The organism is Parabacteroides leei (assembly GCF_023369805.1).
GTDB classification, from domain to species: Bacteria; Bacteroidota; Bacteroidia; order Bacteroidales; family Tannerellaceae; genus Parabacteroides; species Parabacteroides leei.
This window is the reverse complement of record NZ_JAMBQG010000010.1, coordinates 134,413-151,011: the sequence shown is the minus strand read 5'-3', so window position 1 is coordinate 151,011 and position 16,599 is coordinate 134,413. Positions and strand designations below refer to the sequence as shown.

Here is a 16,599-nt window from a genome sequence, read left to right as displayed (position 1 = left end):
TTTGATAAGGGGATAGCTTCAATGATTGCTCAAAACTGTCAAATAATGAAACATTCAAAACTGATAATAATAGAAACATTAAACCTAAAAAATAAGCCAAAAGAGAAATCTCTTTTGGCTTATTCTATTGATTAACTATCCTATATTTTTAAAAGGCATAGCCAAAACCCAGATTCAGATAAATCGGATACATGGCGAAAGAAACCGTATCGAAATCCTTCTTGAAGATATCATTCAATCCCCAGGTCAGATCGGCATATACGTTCAGGTGTTTGAATGCTTTCCATTCACCACCGAGCTGCACACCCCACTGGAACTTACGTAAGTCTTTCGAGAAGTCGTACGGTGCACTTGCTCCGTCATTAAACTCTACCTTATTTCCAGTCGGATCATTTTCACGTAAATAACCGTTATATACATCTCCTGAAAAATCTCCCTCAAGCACATAAGAAACAAAAGGACCGGCTTTCAGCCTCCAACGCGGAGCTACCTGATAAGCAACAAGCACTGGTACTGTCAAATATGAATTTTTCACCTTCGTTTTTACATTTCCAGTCCAGTAACCTTTTAGCTTCTCACCACCATCACCAATAATTTCCATACTATAGTTTTTCACGGTAGCATCAGTCTTCATTCCTTTATTCTCTAAACGAAGAGCTATATTTATTCCCCATCTATGTGCTGTATCAAACCATTTAGTTACATTCCCTTCAATAGCGATCTGCATTGTCGGATTATAACTATCAATAGCCCGGATCTCTTCCGGTAATGGAATCGGGGCCGTACCACCTATACTGAAACCCGCTTTCACTTCATACTCTAAACCAATTACAGCAGACTTTATAATGCCGGAATTACGATCTTTTTGTGCATGGATAGATACAGACACCAGTAAACTCAAACAAAAAAATAGTATTGATATATTCTTTTTCATAATATTTATCTCTTATTATTCAGCAGTATAAATTAATTCTACCTCATCAATATATAATGTACTACCAATTGCACCATTAAAACGATCCCCCTCTAAACTCGATGAAAACACAATCGCAATATTATATCCACCGGCCTTTAATTTTTCTTTATCGATTAATCTCCCAGAGATATTTTCAAATGGAAGATAGAACTGTGTCCACTCATCCGTTTCTTTTTGATCATTAATCCGGGCTATGGAAACTAAATTGGGATGAGTAAAAGCATTTGTTCCATCCAACATTTTTACCTTATCATCCGTTTCATAAAAAATTGCATATATATCACATCTATCAACCTTACCTTCTACAGGTTTACCTGCTGACTCAAAAACATCCCCAGCTTTATATTTATAATAACCTGTCAAATAAGTAGGAATATGTTCAAAGGGGAAACCGAACTGAGTTGCTTTTAAAGCACCTTCGCTACCGGATAATGCGCTTCCCAAATCGAAAGTTCCCATAAATAAGTTTCCTGCTGCTATCGGCATCTTTAATGCCGAACCAAAAAATCCGGTTGACATTGTTTGAAGCTTCAGACATTTACCGGATTTTCCTGCATCTGAAGAGCTTGTAGGAAACTCCCCTGATGTATCTCCTGTAAATGCAAATCCGGGATTACCACTAGCCCAGTCGAAAAGTCTCTTATCATTAAATTCATCCATTTCGTAAAAGGTCTGATACTTACCCGTCTGCTCCACATGCTCAAAATCATAGCGGGTGCTAATACCTGCAACAGTAAAAACTACAGTATACGTTTTACTCCAATGGCCATCTTCCGATACTACCACATATTTCTGTGGAGATGTAAAATCACGTTTAGTGCCACTGGCAGGAGTTATTGTTGCTCCAGGAGTTAATACAAATTCAGGGGCTTGGTCGGTCAAATCCGTATCAGCTTTAACCATCAGAGTTACCTTGTCATTGACAATAATCGGATCTCTTTTCAAAATATCACTTGGCACAATACATTCTTCGATATCGGCCTCCGCATTTGGAGCCTCGTCCTGGATGCAGGAAAACCCTATTGTACTAAAAAAAAGACAGGTCAATAAGCGTGTCAGCTTCATTTTGTTTCTTTTTGGGTGAATACTCTATACATCGCTCTTCGCCGAGAGCAGGTGCAAATTTACTTCCCTTTTTCGGATTTGTACACTACATTATATATTTATTACATATTTTATTGGGGGATACCGGGCTTTATTCTTACTTTTGGTGTCTGACTAACAATTGTGTATCTTTACTATTAACTCATTATAGACCATGACAACACGCAGAGATTTTATCCGGCAGGCAGCTATCCTGGGAGCCGGACTTTCTATGAATCCTTTCTTTATTAAAGCTGGAGGTAATTCAGTGGGTGCCAACGACAAAATCCGTGTCGGCCTGATCGGTTGCAAAGGGATGGGCTTTTCAGATTTGCAGGCCTTCCTCCGTAATCCGGAAGTAGAATGTATCGCACTGGCCGATATTGATGAAAAAGTGTTAAACGACAGGGCTGCCGAGACGCAGAAACTGACCGGAAAGAAGGTAAAACACCTCTACAAAGACTGGCGGAAGCTGATCGACAACAAAGATGTAGATGTCGTTATCGTCGGTACGCCCGACCATTGGCACTGCCTTCAGATGGTAGCCGCCTGCGAAGTCGGAAAAGATGTGTACTGCGAGAAACCGCTGGGTAACAGTATCGAAGAATGTAACATCATGGTACGCGCTGCCGAAAAATACAACCGCGTAGTACAGGTAGGTCAATGGCAGCGTAGCGATCCGCACTGGCAGGATGCAATGGCTTTCGTACATAGCGGGCAGCTGGGTAAGATCCGTACCGTAAGGGTGTTCTCTTATCAGGGATGGTGCCCGTCGATTCCGGTCGTTGCCGACGAACCCGTTCCGGCAGGTGTCGATTACGATATGTGGCTCGGCCCGGCTCCTCAGCGTCCGTTCAACCGCAACCGCTTCCATTTTACATTCCGCTGGTTCTGGGATTATGCCGGGGGACTGATGACAGACTGGGGCGTTCACCTATTAGACTATGCACTTTACGGAATGAATGTGACGGCTCCGAATTCCATCATGGCATCGGGCGGTAAGTTCGGTTATCCGGACGATGCCTGCGAAACACCCGACCTGCTCCAAACGATTTATACTTTCGACGACTTCACCGTCATGTGGGATCATGCCATCGGAATAGACGACGGCGCTTACGGACGTAACCACGGACTCGGCTTCGTGGGTGAAAACGGCACATTAGTAATCGACCGTGGCGGCTGGGAAGTGATTCCCGAAAAAGTAAACGGTAAAGCCCGAATGGAAGCCGTAGCCCTGAAGAAAGCATATGGAGAAGGTGGTCTGAACCTGCATGTCAAAAACCATCTGGAATGTATCAAGTCGCGCAACCGCAACTGTAATGCAAGTATTGAGATCGGTGCCCATATCGCCAAGTTCTCGCAACTGGGAAATATCGCCTATCGCACCGGAAAGAAACTATCGTGGGATGGCACCAGTTTCCATGATGCCGAAGCAGACAAATACCTTTGTAAGGAATACCGCGCTCCGTGGGAACTTCCGAAAATATAAGAATAAAAGGCGGGCTCTCACGAGTCCGCCTTTCTTCTATTAAACCTTATTCTTATTATGGCATCGACCCAATCATTGATGTTCGGGACGTAATAAGTCGTTCACTGTCTTTACCGGGTTGAATGTTTCGATAGGAACTTCTACAAAGACTGTGTTCCAGTCGCTCATAGCGCCATTCCACAGGCCGGGCAATTCCAATGCTTTCAGATCGCGACCATCCTTGCTCTTGTAAGAGATAAAGCCGGTATTCTTATCTACATATTCCGGTAAATTATATTTTTCACCTTTATGGTTCTTCAGGGCACATACCAGGTCCACCGGGTTGAAATGGGTACCTTGTTCAAACATGGCTTTCTTAGCCGGATCTTTCAAGTCGATCTGCGAACTTTCCAGTATCTGCAACGAAACAGTCCCGTCCGGGTTAACCGCCAGGAACGGACCGCCACCCGGTTCACCTACATTCTTCACCATACCGCAGACACGCAGCGGACGCAATAACTTACCTTTAATATAAAGGATCAGTTCGGCATCTTCCAGCAATTTCATTTCCGGGTTCTTCACACAGAGATCGTATTGAAGGAAATGGATCATTTCTTCCACCTGGTCGTGGGTGTATTTGCCTGTCTCGATCAGGTCGAGATAATTGAAAATACGTTCCTGCAATGTTACCAGTACACCGGCAATCACTTTCTTGAAGATTACGGTCGAACATTTGAAACTGTCGGGAACCACATTGTCGATGTTCTTTACGAATACGACATCAGCATCTATATCGTTCAGGTTTTCGATCAATGCACCATGACCTCCGGGACGGAACAACAATTTGTCATTCTTGTCGCGGAAAGGATTGTTCTCCATATCGGCAGCGATCGTGTCGGTACTCGGTTTCTGAACACTGAAAGAGATATCATAAGCAACGGAGAATTTTTCTTCGTACTCGTGCTTCTTTTCATTCACCAGTTTTTCAAACAAGGCTTTATGTTCGGGAGAAACAGTGAAATGGATATTTACTTCGCCGGCATTGTTCTTGGCATACATGGCACCTTCGGCCAGATGTTCTTCCATAGAAGTGCGTACCTTATCGGCAGTCTTATGGAACAGAAGCAAGCCTTTAGGTAACTGTCCGTAGTTCAGCCCCTTGCTATCCAACAGGTTCGATACGACTGCTTTGTAGTTGCCTGATACAATGAGTGCCGGAATGTCTTTTCCGTCATTTTTCACACAAGCGGCATTCAATTCATTATAGAAAGCAAAACGGGTGATCTCGTTGAAGAACTTCTTTTCAAAGTCAGTGGTCGGCACGTCATAGGCAGCAGACAGAAATTCGTAGAGGTTCTTAAACATACGGCTGGCAGCACCCGACGCCGGAACGAACTTAAGGATTCTTTTATTTTTAGCCAGGTAAGCATCCCAGGCATCCATATAGGTGGCCTGGTCTTCCTGCGAAACAACCATTATTCCTTTTTCAACCGAAGCCGAAGCGGCAATCTCAAGGTAAGGAAAGCCTTTTACGAAACAAGCTAACTGTTCTTCAATCTGCTGTTCGCTGATCCCTTTATCCGCCAGCTGTTTTAAATCGTTTGCGTTTAACATAGCATATCTTTTTAAATTAGTATTCTTATCCATTTCGACCCCCTCCGGGCCTATGCTTCTCGCAAATGTATAAAAATACCCTTAGATTATAGTTGATATTCGGAGAAAAAAGATACTTTTACAGTATGTTTTACGGCCTGTCCTCAAATGGGCAGTAAAAAAAGAGACGCAACTATGGATATACAACCGTTCTTTACTGAGGAGGAGAGAAAAGATTTCTTCTCGAAATACAGACAATTGGTACGTAGCCTTTATTCCTTTTTACAGAAAGAGGATATACGGAAAATGAAAGAATTGATGCAGCGTGTTGTCGCCCTCGACTGTTACGGAAGAGACAAGAACGGCATCAACGGTCTGATCCGCAATATAAATACCGCCCTGATCGCAACAACGGAAATCGGCCTGAAACGGACTTCCGTGATCGCACTCCTACTCTATCGCCCTGTGCTGAAAAAGGTCGTGACGCTGGAGGAAGTCGAGAAAACATTCGATGAAGATGTGACGCTGATCATCCGCCGGCTATTGAAAACATCCGACCTGTATGCACGCAATACGGCTGTCAACTCAGAGAATTTCCATCACCTGCTCTTTTCCTTTGCGGAAGATGTACGGGTGATACTGATTATGATTGCCGACCGTCTTTGCCTGATGCGCCTGGGTAAACAGCTAAAGGAAGACGACCGTTTGCGGTTGGCTACCGAAGCATCGTATCTGTATGCTCCGTTGGCCCACCGTCTGGGATTGTACAAAATCAAAAGCGAACTGGAAGACCTGTCGCTGAAATATACCGATCCGAAGCAGTTTGATTTCATCAAGAAAAAGCTGAATGAGACGAAACGTTCGCGCGATATCTATATTGCCGAATTTATCGCTCCTATCAAAAAGAAGTTGCAGGCAATGGGCCTGAAGTTCGATATCAAAGGACGTACGAAGTCAATCCATTCCATCAACAACAAGCTCAAAAAGCAAAAGATCGAGTTTGAAGGGATTTATGACTTGTTCGCTATCCGTGTCGTACTGGATACTCCTTTGGAGAAGGAGCGTTCGGACTGCTGGCAGGTCTACTCGATCATAACCGATATGTACCAGCCAAACCCGAACCGTATGAAAGACTGGATATCCATTCCGAAGACGAATGGATACGAAAGCCTCCACATCACGGTAATGGGCCCGCAAAACAAATGGGTGGAAGTACAGATCCGTACCCGCCGTATGGACGAGATTGCCGAGAGGGGACTGGCCGCCCACTGGAAATACAAAGGGGTAAAAGCCGAAAGCGGACTGGACGAGTTCCTCAACACCGTCCGTGCAGCCCTCGAAGAGAAGGAAAACAATCCGCTCGACCTGATGCAGGACTTTAAGATGGACCTGTACAAAGATGAGATATATGTCTTCACTCCTACCGGCGAACTGATCAAACTGGCCAAAGGGGCAACTGTGCTCGACTTTGCCTTTGCCATTCACTCGAAGTTGGGTAGTAAATGTGTATCGGCCAAAGTAAACGAGAAAAACGTACCTATTAAATATGTACTTCATAACGGAGATACGGTTTCGATCGTCACCTCCCCTACGCAGTCGCCGAAACGCGACTGGCTGAATATCGTCGTCACCTCCAAAGCCCGTGTAAAGATCAAGCAGGCACTGCGGGAAGAGACGGCCAAAGCGGTCGACTTCGCCAAGGAAATGCTGCAACGCCGTTTCAAGAACCGGAAGATCGAGATGGACGAACCTTACCTGATGCGTTACATCAAGAAAAAAGGGTTTAAGACCGTCACCGACTTCTATATTGAAATAGCGGAAGAACGGCTGGATGCCAACAATGTGATCGACGAATACCAGGAATATGTACGGAAGGAAACCGAAGGGAACGAACGCTCGGAAGTGCGTAGTGCCGAAGAGTACATCAAGACCACCGAAGTGGAAGAGATATCCACGAACAAGGATGTGCTTGTGATCGACAAGAACCTGACGGGTATAGAATACAAACTGGCCAAATGTTGTAATCCGATCTATGGGGATGATGTTTTCGGATTTGTTTCTACACAGGGAATTAAGATACACCGTCTGGATTGTCCGAATGCACAGGAGATGTTCAGCCGTTTCGGTTATCGTATCATCCGGGCCAAATGGAGTGGAAAAGGAGACAATGGCTACATCGTCACGTTGCGGGTGATCGGGCGTGACGACATCACGATCGTAACAAACATTACCTCGGTGATAGGGAAAGAAAACAATGTTACGCTTCGTTCGCTGAACATCGACTCGGTAGACGGTATCTTCCAGGGGAACTTCGCCGTACTGGTAAGGGATACCCATTCGTTGAATATGCTGGTCAAAAAGATAAAAGCCGTCAAAGGAGTGAAAACGGTAGACCGTCTGAACTCATAAGAAAAAAGGCTCGTCCACGAATGGCGAGCCTTTTTCATTTTTTATAACCAAATAATTAATACTAAAGTAACAAAATAAAGTTCTATATATTTTTATACAAATCAATACACTTCAATAAATTTTCTGAAAGACAAAGATAAATCTTTTTGTTCTACTTTTTTTAGAATATATCCTCACCGAACCAAATCCGGCGATTATTGAACAAAAAGATTTATTTTAAGGACAAGTTAGTCTTTTGCCTGATGTACGGTAAGTTGCGGGAATGGAAAACCGATACCTTCTGCATTAAATGTTTCATAAATAGCCTTATTGGTATCAAAATAAACGCCCCAGTAATCGGAACTTTTCACCCATACACGAACAACGACATTCACACTACTGTCGGCCAGTGCACTTAAAGCGATGAAAGGAGCCGGTTCGTTCAACACACGCGTTTCTTGTGACAGTACAGACTCGATCACACTCTTAACATGATTAAAATCGCTACCGTACTCTACACCGAAAGTCCACTCTACACGGCGGGTCGGTTCATTACCGATGTTGGTAACGACACCGCTGCTCAGCGCACCGTTAGGGATAAATATATTTTTATTGTCTGCCGTGAGCAGGATCGTATGGAAAATCTGAATTTCCCTTACCGTACCTCCCACACCTTGCGACTCGATATAATCGCCTACCTTATAAGGCTTGAAAAGCAATATGATCAGTCCACCTGCAAAGTTCGACAGGTTCCCGCTCAAAGCCATACCGATGGCAACACCGGCAGAAGCCAGCAGCGCCGCAAAAGAAGTTGTCTGTACCCCCAGCGCACCGACGACCGAAATAATCAACAGTATCATCAAGGTTACATTAACAAGACTTCCGACAAAAGTCTTCACCGACGGGTCGAAGTCACGCTTGGTTAGAATACGACGAACGAGTTTGTTTATCATCCGGATAATAAACCGCCCTACAATAAATACGATTACAGCTTTAATTATTGTCCACCCTAAATGACTGCCCTGCTCTATCAGGGAATTAATAAAACCTTCCAATCTCGGATTGGACGCCAACACATCTAATAATATCATAAATCCATCATTTTTAATTAAACACTTTTATCTTATAACAATCAAAGTCCCCAAAAGTCTTAGAAACTGTTTTGATTTTTAACAAACAGCCTTTTTTTATTCTTTTATTGTTGTTTTCGCCTATGCTTTGAGCGTCTTTTCGGCCATATCCGCCTCTCTTCTTCGTCAGATAGCCCGCTATCTTCCTCATCAGAGGGACGAATCTGCCCCGAAAAGCCTTCTCAAATCATCAGGCGAAAAAATCAAAACAGTTTCTTATAAAATGTGGCAAAGGTATAAAGTTTTTTTAATCCGGCGGCCGAACAATATATTTACGTAGCTTTGTATCCATTCCAAATAACAGATAAAAACAACAGAATGAGACTACTTTCGATATTCATTGTCTTCCTACTGGTGACGGCAAGCAGTTACGCTCAATCTTACGAAGAGTTGATTGAAAAGAGTTACGATTTCCTCGACAAGAAAGACCTGGTATCTGCCGAAGAAAGTCTGCGCTCAGCCATGCGCAAAGAACCGGGTAACCCGATGAACTACGCGTTACTGACCAACCTGGGAAGTATACAACGCCGGCAGGGAAAACTGGAAGATGCTTTGCTCTCCTATACAGCTGCACTCAGCGGACGTCCCAATAACCCGACAATCCTCGAAAACCGTGCTTCGTTATACTCCGAAATGGGTGAAACGGAAAAGGCATTGAGCGATTACAACGCCCTCCTCATCGAAGAACCGACAAACGAAGAGGCTCTCTATTGCCGGGGATTGATCTACATACAAAAGAAGAATTATATCTGGGCCGAGCAGGATTTCGACAAAATATTGGAGATCAACGAAAAGTCGGTACGTGCCCGCCTGGGACATGCCATCCTGGAAAAGATGCGTGGCAACTACGACGAGAGTGAAAAGATTTTCAATTACCTGATCAGCCAGATGCCTCGCGACTGGCTCCTGTATGAAGGACGGGCCGATGTCTACTTCATGATGGGAAAGAATGCGCGAGCCATGGCCGATATCAGCAAAATTTTTGCTGAAAGCACACCCGGTGCTTCCTTATATGTATTAAGAGGTAAAGTAAAACTGGCCCAATACGAAAAGGAGTCTGCCGCCAACGACTTTCAAAAAGCACTCGAAATGGGATACGACCCGGCAGTCATCGAGGAGTTGATGAAGATGACGAAATAAACGGGTTAAACTAAAAAGGGCGGTTTACAAACCGCCCTTATAAAAAATATCCTACTACTAAATTATTTCTTTGCAATATATTCAGCAATCCAATCCCCTACTTCACTTGTCTTATAGGCTTTACCGTTTTCAGCTATATCTTCCGTTACGACATTGGCATCCATAGAGGCGGCAACGGCTTCACGGATCAAAGCACCTTCCTCCATCAGGTTGAAAGCATATTCGAACATCAGGGCGGCACTCAGGATAGTAGCCAGCGGGTTTGCGATATTCTTTCCGGCAGCTTGCGGGTAAGAGCCGTGGATCGGTTCGAATACAGAAGTATGTACACCGATAGAGGCCGAAGGCAACATTCCGAGTGAACCTGTAATCACAGACGCTTCATCCGTCAGGATATCACCGAACATATTTTCAGTCACCATCACATCAAAACTCTTCGGCCACTGAACCAGACGCATCGCAGCATTGTCCACAAACATATATTCGGTTTCCACATCCGGATATTCTTTTTCGATTTCCTGTGCAACCTGGCGCCACAGGCGGGAAGTCGCCAATACATTCGCCTTATCGACAACTGTTACTTTCTTGCGTCGTTTCTGTGCATACTGGTAAGCCAGGCGAACGATACGTTCGATCTCCTCACGGGTATAAACGCAGGTGTCGTATGCCGTATTTCCATCTTCGCTTCTACCTTGCGGACGACCGAAATACATACCACCTGTCAATTCGCGGATACACATAAAGTCTGCTCCTTCGATCAGTTCGGCACGAAGCGGCGACTTATGCAATAACGAAGGAAACGTTGTCACCGGGCGGATATTGGCAAAAAGCCCCAGTTTCTTACGCATACCCAGCAATCCCTGTTCGGGACGTACCTTGGCAGACGGGTTATTATCGTATTTCGGAGAACCGATCGCACCAAAATAAACGGCATCACTCTGCATACAGAGCTCGTGCGTTTCGTCCGGATACGGGTTGCCTGTTTCATCGATGGCAACAGCTCCCACTAAAGCATGTTTGTAACTTAATTCATGGCCATATTTCTCACATACGGCTTTTACGGCTTTCATGCCTTGTTCTACAATCTCGGGACCGATACCGTCGCCGGGAAGGACTGCGATGTTTAATTTCATATAAATAACTGTTCTTTTAGTCTCTTTTAAATAACACATATTTGGGTTCCGTGGGGACATAACTGTCGTCATCCCACAGGGTGCTCGTAATCATCAGGTCTGCACTGTAACGGTTACAAGCGATCGGCACGTTATGAACACGACACTGGCGAAGCAACATCTGGATGTCGGCTTCGTGAGGCTGCGGATTCAAGTCGTCGATCAGAAAGATCGCCAGATCCACTTCCTTCCGTACTACCATTGCTGCAATTTCGGCATCTCCGCCTAACGGACCGGAATGCATACAAGTAATTTCAGCACCTACGCCTTTCTCGTCGAAAGCGCTGCGAATCAGTCCACCGGTGGTTCCGGTACATACCAAATGATGATGGGAAAGGAATTCTGCATTGTGTACAGCCCATTCTACCATGTCTGCTTTACGGTTATCGTGCGCTACGAGCGCAATGGTCAATCTTTTGTTCATAACTAATACCTCCTATAATTATTGTTCGATCTTATTCAGCATCTTCAGCGTTGCCTTGATGGCGGCTTCTGTCTGGTCGGCATCAAGACCGCGGGTTTTAAAGTCTACTCCGGCAAAATTCCAGCTGATGATCGTCTGTACGAAAGCGTCGGTACGACCGCCGGGAGGAATAGATACGGAATAGTTGGTCAACATCGGGAATGGACGCCCCAGATCCGAATAGATCTTACGAAGGGCGCGAACGAATGCGTCATACTGTCCGTCGCCACAAGCCGATTCCTGATAAGCCTCACCGTTGATCTCGATCTTCAGTGTTGCTACAGGCCTCAGTCCCTGTGCCAAAGATAATGAATAATTTAATATACGGATACGTTGATCTGTCATAGTATCATGGTGAAGGACATCACTGATGATATAAGGCAGGTCTTCGGTTGTCACCATTTCTTTCTTATCACCCAACTCGATAATGCGCTCGGTGATCTTACGCATGGATTCGTCGTCGACGTCTATTCCGAGCGATTCCAGGTTCATACGTATATTGGCTTTACCGGATGTTTTTCCGAGTGCATATTCGCGTACACGTCCGAAGCGTTCGGGGATCAGGTCGTTGCAATACAGATTGTTTTTACTGTCGCCATCCGCATGCACACCGGCGCATTGCGTAAAGACATGTTCTCCGATAATCGGGCGGTTCGGGGCAATATGAATGCCGGAATAGGTTTCTACCAGACGGCTCGCGGCATTGATCTTTTCTTCTTTAATAGGAGTTTCTTCTCCCAGTTGATCTTTTATTACAGCGATCACACTGCTGAGCGGTGCATTTCCTGCCCGTTCCCCCAAGCCGTTGATAGTGGTATGTATACCGTGTATTCCCGCCCGCACAGCCGAGTAGACATTGGCTACTGCCAGGTCGTAATCGTTATGGGCATGGAAATCAAAATGCAGGTCAGGATAACGATCCACCATCTGCTTACAGAAATCGTATGTATTTCCGGGATTCAGAATGCCCAATGTATCAGGCAGCATAAAACGGCGGATGGGTAGGTCTTTCAACGCATCAACCAATAGGAATACATAGTCGGGAGAATTCTTGATCCCGTTCGACCAGTCTTCCAGATAAATATTTACATCAATACCTTTTTCGGTAGCCAGCGATACAACAGAACGGATATCTGCAATATGCTGTTCAGGCAATTTGCGGAGTTGTTCGGTTACGTGTTTATACGAACCTTTACAGAGTAGGTTTACCACGCGGCAACCGGCCGATTCGATCCAGTTGAGCGAGGCGTCGCCATCTACAAAACCCAATACTTCGAGCTTATGCAGATTTCCGGTACGTTCGGCCCAGGCAGCCACACGTTTCACGGCTTCGAACTCTCCGTCCGATACGCGTGCCGAGGCTACCTCTACGCGGTTCACTCCCAAATCGCTCAACAACATTTGTGCAATGCTGAGCTTTTCATGAGCCGCAAAGGAGACACCCGATGTCTGTTCCCCGTCCCGAAGGGTTGTATCCATTATTTCTACCATCCTATTTTCTGTTTGCTTCGTACGATTCTATTTTGGACTTGTTAGCCAAGAGGTAGTCAATATCGTCAAGGCCGTTTACCAGACAGTCTTTCTTATATGCGTTGATGTCAAAGGATTCGCTTTTACCGGTTGCATTGTTGGTTATCGTCTGCGAAGGGAGATCGATCGTCAGCGTCGCTTTCGGATCGGCTTCGACAGATGCGAATATCTCTGCCAGGAACTCAGGAGAAACAACAACCGGAACGAGTCCGTTGTTCATCGAATTGTTCTTGAAGATGTCGGCGAAGAAACTGCTGACAACAGCCCGGAATCCATATCCGGCAATCGCCCAGGCAGCATGTTCGCGGCTGGAACCGCTACCGAAGTTCTTTCCGGCTACTAGGATCTCTCCTTTATACGTCTTCTGATTCAGTACAAAGTCAGGATTAGGGTTGCCCGCCTTGTCATAACGCCAGTCGCGGAAAAGATTATCGCCGAAGCCCTCGCGTGTGGTCGCTTTCAGGAAACGGGCCGGGATGATCTGGTCTGTGTCTACATTCTCCAGAGGAAGAGGTACACAGGTGGATGTTACTATCGTGAATTTTTCTTTCATTTCGTTCTTTTGATTTTTCAGTTCGTAATCTTATTACATTAAATCTCTCGGATCGGTAATCTTTCCTGTTACTGCGGCAGCCGCTGCAACCAACGGACCGGCCAGGATCGTGCGTGCACCGGGTCCCTGACGACCTTCGAAGTTACGGTTTGAGGTGGATACGGCATATTTACCGGCCGGAACCTTATCTTCGTTCATGGCCAGACAAGCAGAACAACCCGGCTGACGCAGTTCGAAACCAGCCTCATTCAAGATTTTGTCGATACCCTCGGCACGGATCTGGCGTTCTACCTGCCAGCTTCCGGGTACGAGCCATACAATTACATCATCCGCTTTTTTCTTACCTTTCACCAAAGAAGCGAAATCGCGGAAGTCTTCGATACGGCCGTTCGTACAACTACCCAGGAAGACATAATCGATCTTTTTGCCCAATACCGGCTCTCCGGCAGTGACCCCCATATAATCAAGTGATTTTTTATAAGAGATACGGCCGGCTTCGTCCACACTCTCCATTGTCGGGATGCTTTCACGTATGCCCATTCCCATACCCGGATTGGTACCGTAGGTGATCATCGGGTCGATATCTTCGGCATGGAAAACAATCTCTTTGTCGAATTTTGCATCGGGATCGCTATATAGTTCGCGCCATTCAGCCAGGCTCTTTTCCCAGGCTTCGGCACGGGGGGCGAATTCGCGGTCTTTCAGATAGTCGAAAGTCACCTGGTCGGGAGCGATCATACCGCCACGGGCACCCATTTCGATGGACAAGTTACAGATAGTAAGGCGTTCTTCCATTGTTGTATTGCGAATGGCTTCGCCGGCATACTCAACGAAATAACCGGTGGCACCGCCTGTTGTCATCTTACTTATAATGTACAGGGCAAAGTCCTTGGCTGTTACGCCCGGTCTACGTTTGCCGTCGATAGTGATACGCATCGTCTTCGGCTTGCGCTGCATGATACATTGGGTAGCCAGAGTCATTTCCACTTCGCTGGTACCGATACCGAAAGCGATAGCGCCCATAGCACCGTGGGTAGATGTGTGGGAGTCACCACAAACAATCGTCATACCCGGCTGGGTCATACCTGTTTCCGGCCCTACCACATGGATGATACCATTCTTCGGATGTTGCAGACCGTAATAAGTCAGGTTGAAATCTTTAGCATTCTGCTCCAACGTATCTACCTGGTTTTTCGATACCGGATCTTCGATCGGTTTCTCCTGGTTCAATGTCGGAATATTATGATCCGGCATACAAGTGATCTGTTCCGGACGGAAAGGCTTCAGGCCACGGGCACGTAACCCGGCGAAAGCCTGCGGACTGGTCACTTCATGGCAATACAGACGGTCGATATAAAATTGTATTGTTCCGTCGGGAAGGGTATCCACCACATGCTTCTCCCAAATCTTCTCAAATAATGTCTTGCTCATTGCTAATTATGTATTATGTTATTTTACGAACTTATTGATTGCATCGATAAAGGCTTCCACTGAAGCTGCGATAATATCGGTGTTGGCAGCAAACCCATAATAGTTATTCCCATCGTATTCAACCTGCATATGTACTTTACCCATATCGTCGCTACCCTTATTAATCGCCTGAATGAGAAACTCCTGGATAGTCATCGTGCGGTGAATGATCGATTTGACGGCTTTAATGGCTGCATCGACAGGACCGTTTCCGGATGCGGCAGCTTCAAACTTCTCACCGGCAATATCCAGACAGACACTGGCTACCGACTGTAAACCGACACCGGAAGTAACCTGCAGGTAATCCAGTTTAATACGATGCATGGCGGTACGGTCTTTGCCGGCCAGCATCAGTACGTCGTCGTCGTTGATATCTTTCTTACGGTCGGCCAGTTTCAGGAACTCTTCATATACCTTATCCAGCTTTTCCTGGCTCAGTTCCACACCCAATACACTCAGACGATGTTTCAAGGCGGCACGTCCGCTACGGGCTGTCAGTACGATTGCGTTATCGTCGATACCGACATCTTTCGGGTCGATGATCTCATAGCTTTCGCGGTTCTTCAATACGCCATCCTGGTGGATACCGGAAGAGTGAGCAAACGCATTACGTCCGACAATGGCTTTATTCGGCTGGATAGGCATATTCATCAGGCTTGAAACCATACGACTAATACCATAGATCTTAGTTGTATTGATATTTGTTTCGATAGCACGTTCTTTATGGCTGCGGAAGATCATGGCAACTTCTTCCAAGGAAGTATTTCCGGCACGTTCGCCGATACCGTTGATGGTTACTTCCACCTGGCGTGCACCATTCAAAACACCCTGTACGGTATTAGCGGTAGCCATTCCCAAGTCATTATGGCAGTGGGTAGAAATGATTGCATTCTGTATACCGTCTACGTGTTCCATCAGATATTTGATCTTTGCACCATATTCGTCAGGCAGACAATAACCGGTCGTATCAGGGATATTTACAACTGTGGCACCGGCTTTGATCACGGCCTCGACGACACGGGCCAGATAAGCATTGTCCGTACGTCCGGCATCTTCGCAATAAAATTCAATATCTTCCACATATCGTTTAGCATATTTCGTAGCTGCGATAGCACGTTCCAGAATTTCATCCTGGTTGGAATTGAATTTATAACGGATATGATAATCGGAAGTACCGATACCGGTGTGGATACGTCCGCGTTTAGCGTACTTCAAAGCTTCGGCAGCCACGTCGATATCTTTTTCGACGGCACGAGTCAACGCACAGATGGTCGGCCAGGTGACAGCTTTCGATATCTCGACAACACTATTGAAGTCCCCCGGGCTCGATACCGGAAATCCTGCTTCAATCACATCTACGCCAAGTTCTTCAAGCGCTCTTGCCACCTGAATCTTTTCAATACTGTTTAACTGGCATCCCGGAACTTGCTCACCATCTCTCAACGTGGTGTCAAAAATAAATAATCTGTCTGACATAATCTTATACTCTTAAATTTGTTTATATTCTTGTTTGTATCCATAAAAAAAGCCCTTCTCACAAGGAAGTGAGAAAGGCTCTTTAATATCTTCATGCATCAGAAAAGCACGTACAGTCTCACTTCCTATCCCGTTCCCAGAGTAGAATAATGTTTAG

General features: G+C 45.6%; 13 protein-coding genes. 3 read left to right on the top strand and 10 right to left on the bottom strand.

Annotated features, from left to right (window positions below; translation table 11 throughout):
* Nucleotides 1-148: 148 nt before the first annotated feature.
* Together M1P97_RS15365 and M1P97_RS15360 are read right to left on the bottom strand one after the other, a co-directional pair.
* On the bottom strand, nucleotides 149-934 hold the full coding sequence (locus M1P97_RS15365; protein WP_195371246.1) for a porin family protein: 786 nt from the start codon (nucleotides 932-934) through the stop codon (nucleotides 149-151).
* Between the two features lie 15 nt (nucleotides 935-949).
* Nucleotides 950-2,041 (bottom strand): PCMD domain-containing protein, encoded by a 1,092-nt coding sequence (locus tag M1P97_RS15360; RefSeq protein ID WP_195371244.1) that lies wholly within the window; start codon nucleotides 2,039-2,041, stop codon nucleotides 950-952.
* Nucleotides 2,042-2,234: 193 nt separating this feature from the next.
* On the opposite strand from M1P97_RS15360, the gene M1P97_RS15355 reads away from it, so the two are divergent.
* Nucleotides 2,235-3,548: a Gfo/Idh/MocA family protein gene (locus M1P97_RS15355; protein WP_249389536.1), complete on the top strand. Its 1,314-nt coding sequence runs from the start codon at nucleotides 2,235-2,237 to the stop codon at nucleotides 3,546-3,548.
* 72 nt (nucleotides 3,549-3,620) lie between these two features.
* Here the strand turns inward: M1P97_RS15355 and M1P97_RS15350 are convergent, their stop codons facing one another.
* A complete protein-coding gene (locus M1P97_RS15350; protein ID WP_195371234.1) occupies nucleotides 3,621-5,141 on the bottom strand; it encodes a DUF4301 family protein in 1,521 nt (506 codons plus the stop codon).
* A 174-nt stretch (nucleotides 5,142-5,315) separates the two neighbouring features.
* Here M1P97_RS15350 and M1P97_RS15345 point away from each other — a divergent pair, with 174 nt between their 5' ends.
* On the top strand, nucleotides 5,316-7,529 hold the full coding sequence (locus tag M1P97_RS15345; RefSeq protein ID WP_195371232.1) for a RelA/SpoT family protein: 2,214 nt from the start codon (nucleotides 5,316-5,318) through the stop codon (nucleotides 7,527-7,529).
* A gap of 227 nt (nucleotides 7,530-7,756) precedes the next feature.
* Here M1P97_RS15345 and M1P97_RS15340 read toward each other — a convergent pair whose 3' ends face one another.
* Nucleotides 7,757-8,599, bottom strand: a complete 843-nt coding sequence (locus M1P97_RS15340) for a mechanosensitive ion channel family protein (protein WP_195371230.1) — start codon at nucleotides 8,597-8,599, stop codon at nucleotides 7,757-7,759.
* Nucleotides 8,600-8,956: 357 nt separating this feature from the next.
* Here M1P97_RS15340 and M1P97_RS15335 point away from each other — a divergent pair, with 357 nt between their 5' ends.
* On the top strand, nucleotides 8,957-9,778 hold the full coding sequence (locus M1P97_RS15335) for a tetratricopeptide repeat protein (RefSeq protein ID WP_195371227.1): 822 nt from the start codon (nucleotides 8,957-8,959) through the stop codon (nucleotides 9,776-9,778).
* 62 nt (nucleotides 9,779-9,840) lie between these two features.
* Here the strand turns inward: M1P97_RS15335 and leuB are convergent, their stop codons facing one another.
* From leuB to M1P97_RS15305, 6 genes are read right to left on the bottom strand one after another with little or no spacing between them, the layout of a single operon-like run.
* The gene (leuB, locus tag M1P97_RS15330; RefSeq protein WP_195371224.1) at nucleotides 9,841-10,911 is read right to left on the bottom strand and encodes a 3-isopropylmalate dehydrogenase; all 1,071 of its coding nucleotides are present in this window, start codon (nucleotides 10,909-10,911) and stop codon (nucleotides 9,841-9,843) included.
* A gap of 16 nt (nucleotides 10,912-10,927) precedes the next feature.
* Nucleotides 10,928-11,374, bottom strand: a complete 447-nt coding sequence (locus M1P97_RS15325) for a methylglyoxal synthase (protein ID WP_122357072.1) — start codon at nucleotides 11,372-11,374, stop codon at nucleotides 10,928-10,930.
* A gap of 18 nt (nucleotides 11,375-11,392) precedes the next feature.
* Complete coding sequence (locus M1P97_RS15320) at nucleotides 11,393-12,904, bottom strand: alpha-isopropylmalate synthase regulatory domain-containing protein (protein ID WP_195371222.1); 1,512 nt, start codon at nucleotides 12,902-12,904, stop codon at nucleotides 11,393-11,395.
* Between the two features lies 1 nt (nucleotide 12,905).
* The gene (leuD, locus tag M1P97_RS15315; protein ID WP_195371221.1) at nucleotides 12,906-13,496 is read right to left on the bottom strand and encodes a 3-isopropylmalate dehydratase small subunit; all 591 of its coding nucleotides are present in this window, start codon (nucleotides 13,494-13,496) and stop codon (nucleotides 12,906-12,908) included.
* Between the two features lie 33 nt (nucleotides 13,497-13,529).
* Nucleotides 13,530-14,927 carry a 3-isopropylmalate dehydratase large subunit gene (leuC, locus tag M1P97_RS15310; RefSeq protein ID WP_249389535.1) on the bottom strand — a complete coding sequence of 466 codons (1,398 nt, stop codon included), beginning with the start codon at nucleotides 14,925-14,927 and terminating at the stop codon, nucleotides 13,530-13,532.
* 18 nt (nucleotides 14,928-14,945) lie between these two features.
* Nucleotides 14,946-16,442 carry a 2-isopropylmalate synthase gene (locus M1P97_RS15305; protein WP_195371217.1) on the bottom strand — a complete coding sequence of 499 codons (1,497 nt, stop codon included), beginning with the start codon at nucleotides 16,440-16,442 and terminating at the stop codon, nucleotides 14,946-14,948.
* Between the last annotated feature and the right edge of the window lie 157 nt (nucleotides 16,443-16,599).

Coding starts and splice junctions, on each gene's coding strand:
- M1P97_RS15345 (WP_195371232.1), top strand. CDS start 5,316: ATGGATATACAACCGTTCTTTACTGAGGAGGAGAGAAAAGATTTCTTC.
- leuC (WP_249389535.1), bottom strand. CDS start 14,927: ATGAGCAAGACATTATTTGAGAAGATTTGGGAGAAGCATGTGGTGGAT.
- leuB (WP_195371224.1), bottom strand. CDS start 10,911: ATGAAATTAAACATCGCAGTCCTTCCCGGCGACGGTATCGGTCCCGAG.
- M1P97_RS15340 (WP_195371230.1), bottom strand. CDS start 8,599: ATGATATTATTAGATGTGTTGGCGTCCAATCCGAGATTGGAAGGTTTT.
- M1P97_RS15360 (WP_195371244.1), bottom strand. CDS start 2,041: ATGAAGCTGACACGCTTATTGACCTGTCTTTTTTTTAGTACAATAGGG.
- M1P97_RS15335 (WP_195371227.1), top strand. CDS start 8,957: ATGAGACTACTTTCGATATTCATTGTCTTCCTACTGGTGACGGCAAGC.
- M1P97_RS15325 (WP_122357072.1), bottom strand. CDS start 11,374: ATGAACAAAAGATTGACCATTGCGCTCGTAGCGCACGATAACCGTAAA.
- M1P97_RS15350 (WP_195371234.1), bottom strand. CDS start 5,141: ATGTTAAACGCAAACGATTTAAAACAGCTGGCGGATAAAGGGATCAGC.
- leuD (WP_195371221.1), bottom strand. CDS start 13,496: ATGAAAGAAAAATTCACGATAGTAACATCCACCTGTGTACCTCTTCCT.
- M1P97_RS15305 (WP_195371217.1), bottom strand. CDS start 16,442: ATGTCAGACAGATTATTTATTTTTGACACCACGTTGAGAGATGGTGAG.
- M1P97_RS15320 (WP_195371222.1), bottom strand. CDS start 12,904: ATGGTAGAAATAATGGATACAACCCTTCGGGACGGGGAACAGACATCG.
- M1P97_RS15355 (WP_249389536.1), top strand. CDS start 2,235: ATGACAACACGCAGAGATTTTATCCGGCAGGCAGCTATCCTGGGAGCC.
- M1P97_RS15365 (WP_195371246.1), bottom strand. CDS start 934: ATGAAAAAGAATATATCAATACTATTTTTTTGTTTGAGTTTACTGGTG.